Source organism: Guyparkeria halophila (assembly GCF_034479635.1).
Classification (GTDB): domain Bacteria; phylum Pseudomonadota; class Gammaproteobacteria; order Halothiobacillales; family Halothiobacillaceae; genus Guyparkeria; species Guyparkeria halophila.
In genome coordinates this window covers 429,934-448,490 of sequence record NZ_CP140153.1, presented here as the reverse complement: position 1 = coordinate 448,490, position 18,557 = coordinate 429,934, and the positions used below count along the sequence as shown (strand labels likewise).

Below are 18,557 nucleotides of genomic sequence, written 5' to 3'. Positions count from 1 at the left end.
CTAGGATTGGTTCAGACTTTAGCAGACAATGGGCCTTGCCAGACCGGGCGTTCGCAGGCGTCGAAACGTTCGGTGGCACGCACACACACCGTCAGCGAAACGACCGACCATGAGCATCACCGTCCGCCTGTTTGCCAGCCTGCGCGAGCGCATCGGCTTCGACGAGACCCGGCTCGATCAGACCCCGGCCACGGTGGCCGAGGCCTGGCAGCAGGTCACCGACATCGAGCGCCCCAGCAACACCCTGGCGGCCGTCAATCACGAATATGTCGACCTGGATCATCCGCTCTCGGATGGCGACGAGGTTGCCTTCTTCCCACCGGTGACCGGAGGCTGAGCCATGGGCAGGAAACAAGCCACCAACGACATGCACCGGGAAATGCGTCAGATCATTTCCCGCCGGCGCCGGCTGATTCGCATCTGGCCGGCGATCGCCCTGCTGCTGGGTACGGTGACCATCGGCTTCTATGTCTGGGCCTTCTTCCAGCGCCCCATCCTGGTCAATCCGCTGCACGTGCTCGAACTGATGCAGACCGGCAACCTCGACTCGGCCACCCAGGCCCTGCTGGCGGTGACGGCTCCGATGCTGTTCCTCGCCGTGGGGCTGCTGGTGCTCCTGCTGCTGGCCTTCGTCACGGCCGGGCTGGTCAGCGAGGGCCGCCTGATGCGCGTGCTCGAGAAGAACCTGACGCGCTGACCCCGGCCCCGCCGGGCGAAATTCCGCTCGGCGTCACACAACCGTCAAGACCGTCGCGTAAACAAGCACTTGACTGGATTGCCGGTTCGCCCGACATTGCTTAGGCAATTCAGGCGACCAGCGCGTCCGGTCGGTTGTGCGTGTCCATTCCCTACGCGGAGGCTCAGGCCATGGCGATCACGAAGAAATCACTCAAGGTGCGGCCCGAATGTCGCGTCACCTTCAACTACCGACCGGGCGACGAGGCAAGACATTGCGTCGAACTGCGCGGCGACTTCAACGGCTGGGGCGAGAAACCCCTGCCATTAAAGCGCCAGCGCGATGGCAGCTACCGGGTCACGCTCAACCTGCCGCAAGGCGGGGAGTATGCCTTTCGCTACCTGATCGACGAGGCGCACTGGGACAACGACGAAGCGGCCGACGCCTACGTGCCCAATCCGTACGGCACCGGCGACAATGGCATGCTGCGGACTTGAAGCCGCCGGTCAACGCCGCGGAATAATCAGCCCCGCGTCAGACGCAGGCGCTGCAGGCGCATGACCTCGCGGTCGATCAGCTGGCTGTCGCGCGGGGGCAACGCGGCGAATTCCAGGCCGTAGACCACGCTCTTGCCCACGCCGGGGCGGCGGTTGCGGACGATGAATTCCAGGCGCACGTCGATGCCCTCGCCGACCTTCAGGCGCGCGGCGCTGACTTCGTCGCCGGGCTTTAGCCCCGGGTCCTTGTCGCCCACTACGCTCACGGCGCAGCCGGTGGCCGAGAGGTTGACCACGTCCCCGGACGTGACGCCGCGCGGCGGCGACGGGCAGAACGCCAGCGTACCGGGAACATCCGGGGGAAGGTCGATGCGGAAGGCCGACCGACGCTGGAGACGCTGCATCACCTCGGGGTAGCCGACGGCAAGGTAGCAATCGCCCCCCTCTTCACGGGTGGCCAGGTCGGCGGAATAGAACCAGTTCAACAGGCCGTCGATGACCGCCTGGAACCGCACCTGCCGGGCATGAAGGAGGTGGCGCAGCACCACCGGATCCGGGCAGTCGAGCACCAGCCGCCGGGCCTCGGGCTCGTTGCCCACCACCTGGACCTGGCCCTGGAAGTCGGGGTCGTCGTCGGGAATCAGCCAGACATGACCGCGCGCCTCGTACAATCGCTCGAGCGAGCGCTCGATAGTGCGCGGCGCGCGGACGGTTTTGATGTCCTGATCGTCCAAGACCGATGACTCCGGATCGGTGGGTTCGCCTCGACAGCCTACGCGGCCCGGGCACGAGCGCCGACAAGCATACCCATTTTGCCCTTGCCCTGCAGCCACCCGGGAACCGCATGCCAGCGCCTCTCGTCGGCCGTGGTTCGGTTGGTGCCGGCGATCGGTTACTATAGGCGCCCTTCGAGCGGCGGACCCGGAGGACAGGGCGGCTCTGAATGCCCCGCGCATTCAAAGACTTCCTGTCTCCGGTATCCCGTTTACCCATTCGACTGACACAGAGGATTTTTCCATGTCTGATGCCAAGCGACTTTCGCAGTACCTGGCCGAACACCAGCGCCAGGGCCGCGTCGACGCCGACTTCGTCGGCCTGATCAGCGACGTGGCCGCCGGCTGCAAGCTGATCGCCGACCAGGTCGGCCGCGGCAACCTCATCGGCCTGCTGGGCTCCGCCGAGACCGAGAACGTTCAGGGCGAGACCCAGAAGAAGCTGGATATCATCTCGAACGACGAGTTCACCGACATCCTCACCGAGGGCGGCCACACAGCTGGCCTCGCCTCCGAGGAAATGGACGAGGTCTACGACCTGCCGGCCGGCAAGCACCGCGGCCCGTACCTGTGCACCTACGACCCGCTGGACGGCTCGTCGAACATCGACGTCAACGTCACCGTCGGCACCATCTTCTCGGTCCTCAAGGCCCCCACCGGCAAGGAGAACCCGACCGAGGAAGACTTCATGCAGCCGGGCACCGAGCAGGTCGCCGCCGGCTACGTGACCTACGGCCCGTCCACCATCCTGGTCCTGACCATCGGTGACGGCGTCGACGGCTTCACGCTCGACCGCTCGGTGGGCGAGTTCAAGCTGACCCACCCGAACATGACCATCCCGGAAGACACCGCCGAGTTCGCCATCAACATGTCGAACCAGCGTTTCTGGGATGCCCCGGTCAAGCGCTACGTCGACGAGTGCCTCGCCGGCACCGAAGGCGAGCGCGACAAGGACTTCAACATGCGCTGGGTCGCCTCCATGGTCGCCGAAGTGCACCGCATCCTGGTGCGTGGCGGCGTCTTCATGTACCCGATCGACAGCAAGCACCGTGAGCGCGGCGGCAAGCTGCGCCTGATGTACGAGGCGAACCCGATGTCCATGATCGTCGAGCAGGCCGGCGGCCTGTCGATCACCGGCCCGGACCGGATCATGACCATCGAACCGCAAAAGCTGCACCAGCGCGTGCCGGTCATCCTGGGCTCCAAGAACGAAGTCCAGCGCCTCTGGGACTACCACAAGGAAGGCTGATCGCAGCCTGACAGTCCAGGGCATTAAGAAGCCCCGCGGGTCATCGACTCGCGGGGCTTCTTCTTTTTTCGGGAGCTGGAAGCTGACAGCTTGAAGCCTGAAGAGGCCGGCAGCCGCTACGTGGCCACCAGAAAGGCGAATCGAAGCCGCCTGCGTCCCTCTTCCAGCTTCTAGCTTCCGGCTGTCGGCTTAGCCATAGCGTCCCGTGATGTAATCCTCGGTCTTCTTGTGCTCCGGCGTGGAGAACATGGTGGCAGTGTCGTTGTACTCGATCACTTCCCCCAGGTGGAAGAAGGCGGTGTAGTCGGCGATCCGGGCGGCCTGCTGCATGTTGTGCGTGACCACGACGATCGTGTACTCACGCTTGAGCTCGTGCATCAGCTCCTCGATGGTGGCCGTGGAGATCGGGTCGAGCGCGGAGGTGGGCTCGTCCATCAGGATCACGCTCGGCTGCACGGCGATGGCCCTGGCGATGCACAGGCGCTGCTGCTGACCGCCGGAAAGCGAGGTGCCCGGCTGGTCAAGCTGGTCCTTGACCTCGTCCCACAGGCCGGCGGCGCGCAGCGATTTTTCGACCAGTTCGTCCTGTTCCTTTCCCTTGGCGACGATGTCGTGCATGCGCGGTGCGTAGGCGACGTTCTCGTAAATGCTCTTCGGGAAGGGATTGGGCTTCTGGAACACCATGCCCACCTTCTTGCGCAGGGCCACCTCGTCGACCTGCTTGGAGAGCACGTTGCGCCCTTCCATCACGACTTCACCCTCGGTGCGCACCGAGGGGATCAGGTCGTTCATGCGGTTCAGGCAGCGCAGGAAGGTGGACTTGCCGCAACCGGAAGGACCGATCAGCGCGGTGATGTTGTGCTGGTAAACATCCAGATCGATGCCTTTCAGCGCTTGCTTATCCCCGTACCAGAGCTTGAGATCGCGCACGGTCAGCTCGATATCGTGGGTGGTCTCTTGATTAAAGGTGACCGGGGCACCGGGGGATGCGAGTTTGCTTGTCATGCTCGCCTTACCTGTCGTTGATTGGCGTTCATTGAGGGGATTTCGGTCTGCATCGCCGGCATGATCACCAACGGTGCTCGAATTTCTTACGCAGATAGACGGCGGTGGCATTGAGCGAGATCAGCACCGTCAGCAGCACCAAGATGCCCGCCGCGGTGCGCTCGATGTAGGCCGACTCCGGCATGCCCGCCCAAGTGAAGATCTGCGCGGGAAGGACCGTCGCCGCCTGGGTGAAGCTCCCAGGCGCGTCCGGAATATAGGCGATCATACCGATGATGATCAGCGGGGCGGTCTCCCCGAGGGCCTGGGCCATGCCGATGATCGAGCCGGTCAAAATGCCGGGCATGGACAACGGCAGCACGTGATCGCGCACTGCTTGCCAGCGAGTAGCGCCGACACCGAAGGCCGCTTGCCGGATGGTGTCAGGAACCGCCCGGAGCGCTGCCCTGGCGGTGATAATAATGATCGGCAACGTCATCAGGCCCAGCGTCAGGCCACCGGCCAGCGCTGAGGAGCGCGGCGTGCCGAAGAAGTTAATAAAGATAGCCAGGCCCAGCAGACCGAAAAGAATGGACGGGATCGCGGCCAAGTTGTTGATGTTGATCTCGAGAAACCGCGTGAAGCGATTGTCCGGCGCGAATTCCTCGAGATAGACCGCCGTCATCACGCCCACCGGGAAGGCGAACGCGAGGGTCACGATCAGCACGAGCACCGACCCGATCGCCGCGGAGGCGAGACCAGCCATCTCCGGCAGCTTGGAGTCGCCATTGGTGAAGAAACCGATGTTGAACTTCAACTCGGCGCGGCCCGACTCAACCAGCCGCTCGATCACCGCCTTCTGCTTGTCCTTCAGACGCGTGTCCCGGCCCTTGAGGTGCTGGTCGACGGCATCGTCCGCCAGCACCCACTCCATGCGCTGGGTGCCCAGCAGCGACTCGTCCTCGGCCATGCGCCCCGGAATCAGGCGCAGATAACCTCGGCTGACCAGGTCGCGCACGTCGGCCTGGACCGCGGCGAGCGGCAGCTCGGCGGCTCGTTCGCTGTAGTCGATCTCGACCTCGATGTAAGCCTGCTGGAATGCCGGCAACCCCTTGACCACCATGTCAACGAGAAAGAGCACCAAGAATGCAGCAGCAGCGATGAGCGCGCTCATCGACAGCCATTTCATGCGTGCCGACTTGCGGTGACGCTTTCTCAGCTGACGGGAGATATCGTCTAGGGACTGGGCCATGACAGGGAGCTTCCGGTAGAACTGTTTATAGATCGTTTACCGCGTACTTCTCACGGAAGCGGCGGATCATCAACACGGAGACGAAATTGAGGGCCAGCGTGATCACAAAAAGCATCAGGCCCAACGCGAAGGCCGAGAGCGTCGCGGCCGACTCGAACTCGTTGTCGCCGGTCAGCGAGGAAACGATGCTGACGGTGACCGTGGTCATATCCTCGAGCGGGTTGGCCGTGAGATTGGGACGCATACCGGCGGCCATCACCACGATCATGGTCTCGCCCAACGCGCGCGAGACGCCCAACAACGTGGCCGATATGATGCCGGGCAGCGCCGCCGGTAAGACCACGAACCGGATGGTTTCGTTGCGGGTAGTGCCCAGCGCCAGCGACCCCTGCCGCATCGAATTAGGCACCGACGTGATCACATCGTCGGAGAGCGAGGAGATGAACGGGATGATCATGATCCCCATCACGATCCCGGGCGCCAGCGCGTTGTTGAACGAGGCATCCAGGCCCACCGAGCCGGCCGCGGAGACGATCAGCGGGGCGACGGTGATCGCGGCGAAGAAGCCGTAGACCACGGTCGGGATGCCGGCGAGCACCTCGAGCACCGGCTTGGCCACGGTGCGCACTCGCTCGGGGGCGTACTCGGCCATGTAGATAGCCGCCGACACGCCAATGGGAACGGCAACCAGCATGGCGATTATCGTGATCATGAAGGTGCCGGCGAACAGTGGCACGGCGCCGAAGTTGCCGGAGGACCCTTCCCCGGCCTCAGCGCGACCGGCGGCCTCGAGGAAGGAATCCCCCGGTGCCCAGTTGGTACCGGTGATGAAGTACCAGAAGCTCTCCATCTGGAAGAAGCGGATCGCCTCGAACAGGATGGAGAACAGGATGCCAAAGGTGGTCAGGATGGAGACAGAGGCGGCTGCCAGCAGCGTCCACTTGACTGCGTGTTCGAGCGAGTCACGCGCTTTCAGCTCGGGACGGATGCGGTTGAGCCCGATAAACAGGCCGAATGCGCCCAGCCCCAAGGCGCCGGCCACCGCCAGCCAACCCGGAAACGCGCTTTCGAACAAACCCAGGATGATCGCCGACACGAAGGCGACGATTACGGCCGGCCCGGCCGAGGTCAGCACCGCAAACCAGGCGTACTGATCCGGCTGGGAATGCATGTGGGCACCGTCGGCACGTGTTCGGACCGCCTTGCTGCGCCCGAGGTAGAACCCCAGCGCACCCAGGAGAAGCACCCCGGCGAAGAACGTCATCAGTATCTGGTCGGTCTGCATGTCTGCGCTATTCCGTCGTGTACCACGAAGCCGGCAGCTGCCGGCAGGCCGTGTCGGCCAAGGATTCAAAGCGGCCCATTATTGGGAACCTGCCTCCTGTTGCAAGCGTTCGGCATCAAGTCCGCCAAACGCTTGCGACAAGAGAAGGCCGGCGGAGCATGCCCGCCGGCCTTTCCCGTCCCTGGGAGGGCGTCCTTTCCCCGTCCCTGGGGAGCGACTCCTTCGCTTACTTCAGATCGGACAGCTCGAGCTGCTTGCGATCGGCAACGTTGGTCTGCCACTCGTTGAGCAGATCTTCCGGCATCGGGATCAGGCCGATGCCCTTGAGGTAACCCATGCCGCTGATCATCTTGTCGCTCATGAACAGCTCGACGTAGTCACCCATGGCCGGGACGTCGTCGGCGTGGCTGTTCTTGACGTAGAACCACAGCGAACGGGAAACCGGGTATTCACCCGAACCGATGGCTTCCGGCTCCGGCTTGACGCCGTCGATGGACGCGCCGGACAGCTTGTCGGCGTTCTCTTCGAGGAAGGAGTAGCCGAAGATGCCGAAGGCGTCGACGTCGTTCTGCAGCTTCTGCACGATCAGGTTGTCGTTCTCGCCGGCGTCGATGTAGGCACCGTCCTTGCGCAGGTTGGCGTAGCCTTCGTTGCCGTAGGCTTCCATTTCCTCGGTCACGGCCTCGAGCACCAGCTCCTCGAAGGCGTCACGGGTGCCGGAAGTGGTCGGCGGACCGTAAACGCGGATCTCGCGGGCCGGCAGCGAGGAGTCGATGTCGCTCCACATCTTGTGCGGATTGTCGACCAGCTTGCCGTCGACCGGCACCTGCTCGAGCAGCGCCATGGCGATCTGCTCGCGGGTCACGGCGACCGCGTCGTTGGTGTTGCTCTGGGCGAAGGCGATGCCGTCGTAGCCGACCATGGCCTCGGTGACATCGGTTACACCATTTTCCTGGCAGCGCTCGAACTCGGACGGCTTCATGCGGCGCGAGGCGTTGGTGATGTCCGGAGTGTTCAGACCGTTACCTTCGCAGAACAGCTTCATGCCGCCGCCGGAACCGGTGGACTCGATGACCGGGGTCGGCCACTTGGTGGTCGCGCCCAGTTCTTCAGCGACGTAGCTGGCGAACGGGAAGACGGTGGACGAACCGACGATGCGGATCTGGTCACGCGCCTGGGCGGCGCTCATGGTGGTGGCCATTACGGCGGCCAAGCCAATGCTGGATACAGCAAAACGTTTCATCAGTAAAAACCTCATTTGGTGTTCAACACAACGCGATTGCGGGAATGGAGTCTGATGACGATTTGTGACAGCAAGATGAAAGTGTGACAACGGTTCGGTGACAGAGGGTAGCCGAAAGACGGAACCAAAGGGAGATCAACAGGATGCAACCCGAGGTCAGGGGTCAGGGGTCAGGGGTCAGGGGGAGATGGTGAAGCCGCCAATTTCGCTCTCACGCCTTTCCGCTGACACCTCGCTTCTGACTTCTTCCCTCTAGTCTCTGTCCTCTCCGCCGCCAGCGGTGGCAATTTCGCTCTCACGCCTTTCCGCTGACACCTCGCTTCTGACTTCTTCCCTCTAGTCTCTGTCCTCTCCGCCGCCAGCGGTGGCCGTTAGGCCGCGGCCGGCGGCTTGACCCGAAACCACACCGCATACATCGCCGGCAGGAACACGATGGTCAGCACGGTCCCGACGGCGATCCCGCCGATCAGCGTCACTGCCAGCGGCCCCCAGAACGTGCTGGCCGTCAAAGGCACGAAGGCGAGCACCGCCGCCAGGGCGGTCAGCACCACCGGGCGGGCCCGGCGGATGGTGGCCTCGATCACGGCGGTACGGCGGTCATCGCCGGCGCGGCGGTTCTCGTCGATCTGACCCACCAGGATCAGGGTGTTGCGCATCAGGATGCCGGCGAGACCGATCAGCCCCAGCAGCGCGACGAAGCCGAATGGCTGATTGAACAGCGCCAGGGCGCCGGCCGCGCCGATAAGGCCCAGCGGCGCGGTCAGCAGCACCATGAACAGGCCCGGGAACGAGCGCATGTTGAGCATCAAGAGCGTCAACATCAGCACCACCATCAGCGGCATGATCACCTTGAGCGAGTTCTGGGCCTTGGCCGACTGCTCGACCGTGCCGCCGATCTCGAGCCGGTAGCCGGCCGGCAAGGATGAGCGCAGGTCGGCCAGGTCCGCCCAGCTGGCGAAGGTGGCATCGGGCGGCTGGGCGCCGCGGATCTCGGCGTTGACGTTTAGATACGGGGTCTGGTTGCGTCGTTTGAACACCGGCAACTCGGTCTCGACCTCGATCTCGCCGAGTTGCGCCAGCGGCACGCTCCTGCCGTCGTCCAGACCAATGGGCAGGGTTTCCAGCCGGGCCGGGTCGCGGGCCACGGCCGGGTCACCACGCACCACCACCTCGATTCCCCGGATGCCCTCGCGCAACTCGGTGGCCACGCGGCCATTGATCAATGCCGCGAGTTGCCCCTGCACGTCAACGGGCGTCAGGCCGAAGGCCGCCAGGCGCGCCGGATCCAGCGAGAGCGACAGGGTGGGCACCTGCCGCCCCCATTCCAGGTGCGGATCGACCAGGTGCGGGTTGTCGGCCATCACGCGGCGCACCCGCTCCCCGATCGCCACCAGCCGCTCGATTTCCGGCCCCATGACACGGAACTGCACCGGCCAGACCACCGGCGGGCCGTACAGCAGCGGGTGCGGTCGCACGCGGGCCTCGGGAAAGGCGCCTTCGGCGATCATCGTGTCCAGTCGTTCACGCAGGGCCTGGCGCGCCTCGGCGTCGTGCGTCACCGCGATGATCTTGGCGAAGGCCGGGTCGGGCAGCTCGGGATTGAGGGCGAGAAAGAAGCGCGGTGCACCCCGGCCGATGTAGGTGGAGAGCGACTCCAGCGCCGGGTCGTCCTCGATCGCCGCGGCCACCCGTTCGGCCACCGCGCGGGTGGCGGTCGTCGAGCTGCCCTCGGGCAGCTGGATGTCGATCAGCAGCTCGGGACGATCGGAGCTGGGGAAGAACTGCTTGGCTACCCCCTGGGCCATCAACATGGCCGAGGCGATGAACAGGATCAGGGTGCCGCCGAGCACCCACCAGCGATGCGCGACGCAACCGGTGATCACCCGCCGCAGCGCGCGGTAGGTGCGCCCGCCGTACATCTCGCCCGGTGCCGGCTGGATGCGCGGCAGCAGTTTCACGCCCAGATACGGCGTGAACACCACCGCGACGAACCACGAGGCGATCAGGGAGATGCCCAGGATCCAGAAGATGTTGCCGGCGTACTCGCCCACGTTCGACTGGGCAAAGCCGATCGGCACGAAGCCGACCACGGTCACGAGTGTGCCCACCAGCATCGGCATCGCGGTCACCGTCCAGGCATGCGCCGCTGCACTGATGCGATCGGCGCCCTCCTCGAGCTTCACCAGCATCATCTCGATGGCGATGATGGCATCGTCCACCAGCAGCCCGAGCGAGAGGATCAGCGCGCCGAGCGTGATGCGGTCGAGGTTCTTGCCGGTGACCTGCATCACCACGAAGGTCATCGCCAGGGTCAGCGGCACAGCCAGTGCAACCACCAGCCCGGCGCGCAATCCCAGGGCGAGAAAGCCCACCAGCATGACCACGCCCAGGGCGATCAGGAACTTGATCTGGAAGGTATCCACCGCCAGACGGATCGCATCGGCCTGGTTGGTGACCTTCTCCAGCTCCACCCCGACGGGCAGATCGGCGGCGACACGTTGCTCGAAGGCCGCCAGCCGTTCGCCGAGTTTCAGGCCATTGACGTTGTCGGCCATGATCACGCCCACCATCAGGGCGCGTTCGCCATTGTTCTCGACCACGAAGGCGGGCGGATCGGCCAGCCGGCGCGAGACCTCGGCCACGTCCGAGAGTCGCAGCACCCGCCCATCGATGGTCAGCGGGCTCGCCGCGATACGCTCGATCGACTCGGGGCCGTCGGCATCCAGCCCCGGCCCGACCCGCAGGTACAGACGGGGGCCGTCGGTCTCGATCAGTCCGCGCGCGGTCATCCGGTTCTGCGCGGCGAGCGCGGCGGCGACCGCCTCGACTGAGAGCCCCATCGACTGGATGCGGGCCGGATCGAGACGGACCTCCACCCGGTCGTCCTGTTCGCCGATCAGATGGGCCTTGTCGACGCCCTCGACCCGTAACGCCTCGCGACGCAATGTCTCGGCCGCCTCGACCAGGGTGCGCTGGTCCACGCCGGGCGCGGTCAGGGCGTAGAGCGTGAAATAGACATCCGAGAAGTCGTCGTTGAAGAACGGGCCGGCGACGCCCGGTGGCAGTTGCGGGGCGGCATCGGAGAGGTGCTTGCGCACCTGGTAGAAGGCATTGTCGACCGCCTCGGGCGGCGTGGACTCGGCGAAGTTGATGCGCAGATAGACCGAGCCGGGCCGGCTGATGGTCTCGACGAAGTCGAAGTAGGGGACGTTGTCGAGCGCCACCTCGAGCGGCTCGCCCACCTGCGCCTGCATCTCGGCGGCGGTCGCTCCCGGCCAATGCGCCTCGGCGAGCATCACCTTGAGGGTGAAGGCGGGATCCTCGGCCCGTCCCAGCGAGACGAAGGCATACAGACCGGCGAAGGCGACCAGCAGGATCAGGTAGAGGGTGATGGAGCGCTCGCGGACCGCCAGCGCGGAGAGATTGAACCGGCTGATGACCGACTGGCTCAAGGCGCGGTCTCCTCGACCTCGTCCGCCGCACCCGCCGCGACCTCGTCGCCGCGCCGCGGCTCGACGGCCTGGCCGTCATGCAGGCGGTTGACGCCGGCGATCACCACCAGCGCACCGACCGGCAGGTCGGACTCGATCACCGCGTAATCGGACTCGATACGCCGCACGCGCACGGTCACGGCCTCGACCCGCCCGTCGACGACCCGGAACACCCGGGCCCCGTCGCCACGGGCGAACACGGCGCCGACCGGCACACGCTGGCGTGGCGCCGACTCATCGAAGTGCAGCATGGCGGTCTGCCCAAGCGACCAGGGCCGCTCGTCCGCCGCGGGCAGCCGGTAGCGGGCGGCAAACGTCCGGCTGACCGGGGCGGCCGCGCCGCTGACCGAATCGAGCGTGGCGTCGAGCTCGACGCCATCGCTGTCCAGACGCGCCAGGCCCACCTGGGGGAGATCGGCCAGGCGCCGCTCGGGCACCGCCACCTCGACCAGCCGGCCATCGGCGGCCGCCAGCCTCACCACCGGCTGGCCGGCGGCCACCACGTCACCGACATCGGCGACCAGCTCGATCACGACACCCGCGAAGGGCGCGGCCAGCGTGGCGTAATCCAGGGCATTGCGCGCCTCGGCCAGTCGCGCCTCGATACTGGCCACGCGAGCCCGGCTCGCCTGTTCGCGCGAGATCGCCTGATCGAGGGCCTGCCGGCTGGCGACCTGGCGCTCGTGCAACTGGCGGGTACGCTCGAGTTCCTGCGCGGCCAGTCGCGCCTCGGCCTGGGCCTGGGCGAGCTCGGCCTCGGCCGAGTCGACCCGCGCGGCCAGGTCGCGGCTGTCCAGTTGAGCCAGGGGCTCACCAGCGGCGACGCGCTGCCCGCGGCGCACCGCGCGCTCGTCGATGCGCCCGGCGGCCTGAAAGCCGACCGATGCGGTGGTCTCGGCGGTCACCTCGCCGACCAGTGATGCCCGTTCAACCACACCGCTCGCCACCGGGGCGACCAATACCACCGGCGCGTCACCCCCCGCGGGCTTGGATTCGGCCAACGCCCGTTCAACAGGCAGGCCCGGCACAACGACAAGGCCGCCGATCAGGACGAGCAGCGGCAGAAAAAAACCACGGCGCTTTGCCATACTCACCCGCCACTCCTCCCTGCAGCCATTACCGAACCGTCCATGTCCACATCGTCCATTCTTGTCTGGTTCCGCCAGGATCTGCGCCTTGCCGACAACCCGGCACTCGACGCCGCGCTGGCATCCGAGCACATCATACCCGTCTACATCCTCCCGCCCGAGGGCGAGCAGCCGCGCCGCGACGGCTTTATTCGGGGCGGGGCCAGTCGCTGGTGGCTGCATCACAGCCTCGCGGCGCTCGATCGCGACCTGCGGGCATTGGGCAGCCGGTTGATCATACGCCGCGGTGAACCGACCGAGGTACTGGCCAGCCTGGCCACCGAATCCGGCGCCACGGCCGTGCACTGGAACCGCCGGCTCGAACCGGCCGGCATCGCCACCGACCGGGCGGTCAAGCAGTCACTGCGCGAGCAGGGACTGGCCGCGCAGTCTTTTGCCGGCAACTACCTGCTCGAGCCCTGGCACGTGCTCAACAAGCAGGGCGCGCCCTACAAGGTGTTCACGCCCTACTGGAAGGCACTGCTCGCCGAGGGCATCGACCGGCCGGTGGTTTCCGACCCCGAACGATTGCCACCGGTGGACAAGGCCATCGAGGGCGAGCCGATCGATTCGCTCGGCCTTTTGCCGCCGCTCGACTGGGCCGATGGCTTTGCCGACTGGTGGACACCCGGCGAGGCGGGCGCCTGGGATCGGTTCGAGTCGTTCCTCGACGACATCTCGCGCTACCACGAGACCCGCAATCGGCTCGACCTGGACGGCACCTCGCGGCTCTCGCCACACCTGCACTTCGGTGAGATCTCGCCGCGCCAGGTGGTCGCCCGGGTGCGGAGCGAATACCCGGATGCCCTGGATGAGAAAGGGCCGGAACACTTCCTGCGCGAGGTCGGCTGGCGCGAGTTCGGTGCCAATCTGCTCTACCACTTCCCGCAGACCGAAACCGACAACCTCGATGCCCGCTTCGATCACCTGCCCTGGCGCAACGATCGCGATCACATCGCCGCCTGGCAGCGTGGCGAGACCGGCATCCCGGTGGTGGACGCTGCCATGCGGGCGCTCTGGACCACCGGCTGGATGCACAACCGGGCGCGGATGATCGTCGCCTCGTTCTTGACCAAGAACTGCCTGGTCGACTGGCGCATCGGCGCCGACTGGTTCATGGACACCCTGGTCGACGCCGACCTGCCCAGCAACACCGCCGGCTGGCAGTGGGTCGCCGGCACCGGCGCGGACGCCGCCCCCTACTTCCGCATCTTCAATCCGGTGCTGCAGGGCGAGAAATTCGATCCTGACGGCGCCTTCATTCGCCGCTGGGTGCCGGAACTGGCCGAGCTGCCCGACAAGGCCCTGTACGCCCCCTGGGAGGCGAAGCCGTCGACCCTTGCCGACGCGGGCGTGACGTTGGGCGAGACCTACCCCGAACCGATCGTCGGCCTCAAGACCTCACGTGAACGCGCGCTGGAGGCCTTCCAGCAAATCAAGGACTACGAGCGCTGACGTTGGGCGCCGGGTGACGCGCAACCCTTTAATGTTATGTTATAACGTTGCAACCAAAGGCAGGTCGAGTCGGCCCGTCTTCAGGCTAGCCCGGTCGCAATCCAATCACTCGAAGCTCACCTGTTCAAAGGAGGTTCCCGATGGCCGCTACAGATAACCGCCTACCCGTCACCGTCCTGTCCGGCTTTCTCGGCGCCGGGAAAACGACGCTGCTCAATCGCGTGCTGAACAACCGCGACGGCCTGCGTGTCGGAGTGATCGTGAACGACATGTCGGAAGTGAACATCGACGCCGACCTGGTCCGCTCTGCCAACGAGCTGTCCCGCACGGAGGAGACGCTCGTCGAGATGTCCAACGGCTGCATCTGCTGCACCCTGCGCGACGACCTCCTTGAGGAAGTGCGTCGGCTGGCGGAGGAAGGGCGCTTCGACTACCTGCTGATCGAGTCGACCGGCATCTCCGAGCCGCTACCGGTCGCCGCCACCTTCGAATTCCGCGACGAGGCGGGGCGAAGCCTCTCCGACGTGACCCGACTGGACACCATGGTGACGGTCGTCGACGCGGCCAACCTGCTGCGCGACTTCTCCAGCCACGACTTCCTGCGCGATCACGGCGAAGCCCTCGGCGAGGAAGACGAACGGACGCTCGTTCACCTGCTGACCGACCAGATCGAGTTCGCCGACGTGATCGTCCTCAACAAGGTCTCGGCCGCCGACCCGCAGCAGAGGGACGCTGCGCGCAAGATCGTGCGCAGCCTGAACGCCGACGCGCGGATTATCGAGACCGACTTCGCCGAGGTGCCGCCGGAGGCGATTCTCGACACGCGCCGCTTCGACTTCGACAAGGCGCACCAGCACCCCATGTGGTTCAAGGAACTGTACGGATTCGCCGCACACACCCCGGAAACCGAGGAATACGGCGTCGACTCGTTCGTCTACCGGGCGCGTCGACCCTTCGACCCGACGAAGATCCACGAGTTGCTCAACGGGCCACTGCCCGGGGTGATACGGGCGAAGGGGCATTTCTGGATCGCCACGCAGCCCGACCTGGTGGCGGAATTCTCGCTGGCCGGCGCCCTGTCGAGCGTCTCGCCGCTGGGCACCTGGTGGGCCTCCGCCCCAAGGGAACACTGGCCCGACTCCCCCCAGCTACACGCCTACCTCGATCAGCACTGGCAGGAACCCTGGGGCGACCGCCGGCAGGAAATCGTGTTCATCGGTACGGGGATGGACCGCACTGACCTTGCGGCCAGACTCGACGCCGCGCTGTTGCCGGAACACCTCGCGCCGGGGCCGCGGGCCCTGGCCGGACTGGCGGACCGCCCCGATCCCTTCGCCCACTGGTTGCCCATGGGGGCGTCGGCATGAACGACATGGCCACCCTCGAGCGAGCGACGAGCCCGCGCGTGACGGTGACCGGCCACGCCGAGGGCCTCGCCACGATCCACGATGCGGGGGTCTCCGCCGTCCTGTGGCAACGGCCGCGACCGCCCGGATTCGATGAATGGATAGCCGCGCTCCCCCTCGACCAGCTGCCCTCGGCCCAGCTCACCGTGCCGGCAGCCGGGGTTGCCGAGGCCGTCACGGCCTGCTGTGACGCCGCGGGCATGCCGGACACCACGTCACGCCAGTGGCTGATCGAGGACATCGCGGCACTCGCGAAACGCTTCGCGGCCATCCTGCGGGTCACCGATATCCGACTAAAACTGAACGTGATCCACTCGGTCACCTGCCCGAAATTCCATGTCGACGCGGTGCCGGCCCGGCTACTCTGCACCTATCGGGGGACGGGCACGCAATACGGCATCGCGCGACCCGGCAATGCTCCCGCCGAGGTGTTCGACACACCCACCGGGGCGCCCCTACTCCTGCGCGGCAAGCAATGGCAGGACGACGCACCGACGACATTACTGCATCGTTCGCCATCGCTTCGGGGAGGCGATCCGACCCGCCTGCTCATGGTCATCGATCCGGCGGCATAGGCAGGGCGCACGCGCTGCCACCGGCCGACGCTGGCGTATGATGAACGCCCTGATTCACCCCGTTGCGATCCACCCGATGTCGATATATAGTGAGAAACATAACGCGTCGTTCACCGGCTCGCTGGGCCTGAAACTGGGTGAGGGCGAGGTCTCAGACCGCCGCCTGCGCCTGCTGTCGGCGCTCGAGCAGACCGGCTCGATCAGCGGCGCGGCCCGGGCGATCGGCATGACCTACAAGGCGGCCTGGGACGCGGTCGACGCGATCAACAATCTCGCCGATCGTCCGCTGGTGGCGACCCGCCATGGCGGGGCGAAGGGCGGCGGGGCGGCGCTGACCGAGGAAGGCCGGCAACTGCTGGCCGCCTGGCGCCGGCTCGACGGCCTGCAGCGCGAGCTGCTGGGCCTGTTCGAACGCGAACAGATCACCGATCAACTGGACCTGATCCGGAGGATCAACATGAAGACCAGCGCCAGGAACCATCTGACCGGCAAGGTGAAGGCGATCACGCGCGGGCCGGTCAACAGCGAGGTCGTGGTCGCGCTGAACGGTGGCGACGAGCTGGTCGCCGTGATCACCAGCCGCAGCGTCGAGGACATGGGTCTGGCCGAGGGACGTGACGTGCACGCCCTGATCAAGTCGAGCTTCGTCATCCTCAGCGACGCCGCCTCGCGCACCTCGGCGCGCAACCATCTCTGCGGCACGGTCGAACGGCTCGAGACCGGCGCGGTCAACAGCGAGGTGGTGGTCGCCCTGCCCGGCGGGGCGCATCTGACCGCGGTGGTGACCAACGCGAGCATCGACACGCTGGGGCTGCGCGAAGGTGGCAAGACCTGCGCCCAGATCAAGGCCAGCCACGTGATCCTGGGCGTGGACGGCTGACCGTTCGGCGGCATTTTTTGCGCCCACCAAGATATACCTGACAACACATCGAGAGCAGCAACCATGGAGGCAACCATGCTCAAGAAGACCCTGAAGACGTCCCTGGCCACCGCCGTGCTCGGCGGCAGCCTGCTGGCCTCAATGATCGCGCAGGCCGAGACCATCACCGTCGCCATCGCGGCGAACTTCACCAAGGCGGCCGAGGAGATCGGCGCGGCCTGGGAAGCGAAGACCGGTCACGACGTGCGGTTCTCATTCGGCCCGTCCGGCAAACTGCTCGCGCAGATTCAGAACGGTGCGCCGTTCGATGCCTACTTCTCTGCCGACACGGGACGCCCGGAACTCCTGGTCGAGGCCGGTGACGCGAGGGACTTCTTCGTCTACGCCCAGGGACAACTGGCCCTGTTCAGCCTCGACCTGCCAGTCGATGAGAACGCGGAAGAAATCCTGGCCAATGGCGACTTCCGCTATCTTGCCGCGGCCAACCCCAAGGCCGCACCCTATGGGCTTGCCGCGCAGCAGGTGCTGGAAAAGCGCGATCTCTACCAGCGCTATCGCGACGAAGGGAAGATCGCGACCGGCGAGAGCATCACGCAAACCTTCCAGTTCGTCACCACCGGCAATGCCCAGCTGGGCTTCGTCGCCCTGTCGCAACTGCGAGATCCAGAAAGCCCGGTGGCAGGCAAGGGCCACACCTGGATGCCGCCGGCCGAGGACTATGATCCGATCCAGCAGGGTGCGGCGGCCCTGACCCGCAGCGAACACCCTGACGTGGTCGACGACTTTTTGGCCTTCGTTCGCAGCGAGCAGGGCGCGGCCATCATCCGGAAGTTCGGCTACGACACACACTGACCTCCTAGACTCCCTCCCGGAGCCCTTGGCGCGCCCCCCGGAACGACTCGGGGGTCGCGCCGTTTTTTAGACAAGGGAAAGCGGTTCCCCGACCAAGAACTGGAACGCAGACAAATGACCCTGTTCGGCATACCACTCGACACCCACCCGATCTGGCTGACCCTGCAGGTGGCGTCGGTGACCACTCTCCTGCTGCTAATCATCGGCGTACCCATCGCCTGGGGGCTTTCCCGCATGCGTTCGCGCTGGCGGGTGGTGTTCGAGGCGCTGGTCTCGCTGCCGCTGGTGCTGCCACCGACGGTGCTGGGCTTCTACCTGATCATCGCCATGAACCCGAATGGCACGCTGACCGAGTTCCTGGGCCTGTTCGGCTTCGACGGCCAGCTGACCTTCAACTTCGCCGGGCTGGTGATCGGTTCGGTGCTGTTCTCGCTGCCGTTCATGGTCCAGCCGATGATGTCGGCGTTCCAGGGGCTCTCCGAAGAGGTGTTGGACGCCGCCAGGCTGATGCGGGCGACCTTTCTCGATCGCTTTTTTACCGTGATCCTGCCGCTGTCGCGCCAGGGGCTGCTGGTGGGCTCCGTGCTCACCTTCGCCCACACGGTGGGCGAGTTCGGCGTGGTGCTGATGGTCGGCGGCAATATCGAAGGGCAGACGCGCATGGTCTCGATCGCGATCTTCGACCACGTCGAGTCATTCGAGTACGCCCAGGCCCACCTGCTCTCGGCGGTGATGGTGATCTTCTCCTTCGCGGTGCTGATGGGCGTTTACCTGATCAACCGCCGCTTTTCGGCACGACTGGGCTAGGAGGC

At 65.9% G+C, this 18,557-nt stretch carries 17 protein-coding genes; 10 read left to right on the top strand and 7 right to left on the bottom strand.

Annotated features, from left to right (window positions below; translation table 11 throughout):
- The first annotated feature begins 109 nt into the window (after positions 1-109).
- The 3 genes from SR882_RS02075 to SR882_RS02065 all read left to right on the top strand — a co-directional run bounded on the left by SR882_RS02075 (position 110) and on the right by SR882_RS02065 (position 1,173).
- The gene (locus tag SR882_RS02075) at positions 110-337 is read left to right on the top strand and encodes a MoaD/ThiS family protein (protein WP_322521700.1); all 228 of its coding nucleotides are present in this window, start codon (positions 110-112) and stop codon (positions 335-337) included.
- A 3-nt stretch (positions 338-340) separates the two neighbouring features.
- Positions 341-697 carry a hypothetical protein gene (locus SR882_RS02070; protein WP_322521699.1) on the top strand — a complete coding sequence of 119 codons (357 nt, stop codon included), beginning with the start codon at positions 341-343 and terminating at the stop codon, positions 695-697.
- A gap of 170 nt (positions 698-867) precedes the next feature.
- A complete protein-coding gene (locus SR882_RS02065; protein WP_322521698.1) occupies positions 868-1,173 on the top strand; it encodes an isoamylase early set domain-containing protein in 306 nt (101 codons plus the stop codon).
- 26 nt (positions 1,174-1,199) lie between these two features.
- Here the strand turns inward: SR882_RS02065 and SR882_RS02060 are convergent, their stop codons facing one another.
- Entirely contained in the window at positions 1,200-1,907 is a 708-nt protein-coding gene (locus SR882_RS02060) for a flagellar brake protein (protein WP_322521697.1), read from the bottom strand.
- Positions 1,908-2,190: 283 nt separating this feature from the next.
- Here SR882_RS02060 and SR882_RS02055 point away from each other — a divergent pair, with 283 nt between their 5' ends.
- A complete protein-coding gene (locus SR882_RS02055) occupies positions 2,191-3,195 on the top strand; it encodes a class 1 fructose-bisphosphatase (RefSeq protein ID WP_322521696.1) in 1,005 nt (334 codons plus the stop codon).
- 189 nt (positions 3,196-3,384) lie between these two features.
- Here the strand turns inward: SR882_RS02055 and pstB are convergent, their stop codons facing one another.
- The 6 genes from pstB to SR882_RS02025 all read right to left on the bottom strand — a co-directional run bounded on the left by pstB (position 3,385) and on the right by SR882_RS02025 (position 12,538).
- Positions 3,385-4,200 (bottom strand): phosphate ABC transporter ATP-binding protein PstB, encoded by an 816-nt coding sequence (pstB, locus tag SR882_RS02050; RefSeq protein ID WP_322521695.1) that lies wholly within the window; start codon positions 4,198-4,200, stop codon positions 3,385-3,387.
- Between the two features lie 64 nt (positions 4,201-4,264).
- Positions 4,265-5,431: a phosphate ABC transporter permease PstA gene (gene pstA, locus SR882_RS02045; protein ID WP_322521694.1), complete on the bottom strand. Its 1,167-nt coding sequence runs from the start codon at positions 5,429-5,431 to the stop codon at positions 4,265-4,267.
- Positions 5,432-5,456: 25 nt separating this feature from the next.
- Entirely contained in the window at positions 5,457-6,716 is a 1,260-nt protein-coding gene (pstC, locus tag SR882_RS02040) for a phosphate ABC transporter permease subunit PstC (RefSeq protein WP_322521693.1), read from the bottom strand.
- A gap of 226 nt (positions 6,717-6,942) precedes the next feature.
- Complete coding sequence (locus SR882_RS02035) at positions 6,943-7,959, bottom strand: PstS family phosphate ABC transporter substrate-binding protein (protein WP_322521692.1); 1,017 nt, start codon at positions 7,957-7,959, stop codon at positions 6,943-6,945.
- 371 nt (positions 7,960-8,330) lie between these two features.
- Entirely contained in the window at positions 8,331-11,411 is a 3,081-nt protein-coding gene (locus SR882_RS02030) for an efflux RND transporter permease subunit (protein ID WP_322521691.1), read from the bottom strand.
- The gene (locus SR882_RS02025; RefSeq protein ID WP_322522373.1) at positions 11,408-12,538 is read right to left on the bottom strand and encodes an efflux RND transporter periplasmic adaptor subunit; all 1,131 of its coding nucleotides are present in this window, start codon (positions 12,536-12,538) and stop codon (positions 11,408-11,410) included. Before SR882_RS02025 ends, SR882_RS02030 begins: the two co-directional genes overlap by 4 nt.
- Before the next feature lie 42 nt (positions 12,539-12,580).
- Between SR882_RS02025 and SR882_RS02020 the strand changes: the two genes are divergently transcribed.
- The 6 genes from SR882_RS02020 (at position 12,581) to modB (ending at position 18,552) form a co-directional block, all read left to right on the top strand.
- Complete coding sequence (locus tag SR882_RS02020) at positions 12,581-14,032, top strand: cryptochrome/photolyase family protein (protein WP_322521690.1); 1,452 nt, start codon at positions 12,581-12,583, stop codon at positions 14,030-14,032.
- Positions 14,033-14,172: 140 nt separating this feature from the next.
- The gene (locus SR882_RS02015) at positions 14,173-15,399 is read left to right on the top strand and encodes a GTP-binding protein (RefSeq protein ID WP_322521689.1); all 1,227 of its coding nucleotides are present in this window, start codon (positions 14,173-14,175) and stop codon (positions 15,397-15,399) included.
- Positions 15,396-16,013 (top strand): DUF1826 domain-containing protein, encoded by a 618-nt coding sequence (locus SR882_RS02010; RefSeq protein ID WP_322521688.1) that lies wholly within the window; start codon positions 15,396-15,398, stop codon positions 16,011-16,013. Before SR882_RS02015 ends, SR882_RS02010 begins: the two co-directional genes overlap by 4 nt.
- A 76-nt stretch (positions 16,014-16,089) precedes the next feature.
- Positions 16,090-16,893, top strand: coding sequence for a TOBE domain-containing protein (locus SR882_RS02005; RefSeq protein ID WP_322521687.1), 804 nt, complete (start codon positions 16,090-16,092; stop codon positions 16,891-16,893).
- A gap of 75 nt (positions 16,894-16,968) precedes the next feature.
- On the top strand, positions 16,969-17,745 hold the full coding sequence (gene modA / locus SR882_RS02000) for a molybdate ABC transporter substrate-binding protein (RefSeq protein WP_322521686.1): 777 nt from the start codon (positions 16,969-16,971) through the stop codon (positions 17,743-17,745).
- Positions 17,746-17,859: 114 nt separating this feature from the next.
- Positions 17,860-18,552 carry a molybdate ABC transporter permease subunit gene (gene modB, locus SR882_RS01995; RefSeq protein ID WP_322521685.1) on the top strand — a complete coding sequence of 231 codons (693 nt, stop codon included), beginning with the start codon at positions 17,860-17,862 and terminating at the stop codon, positions 18,550-18,552.
- The last annotated feature ends 5 nt before the right edge of the window (positions 18,553-18,557 follow it).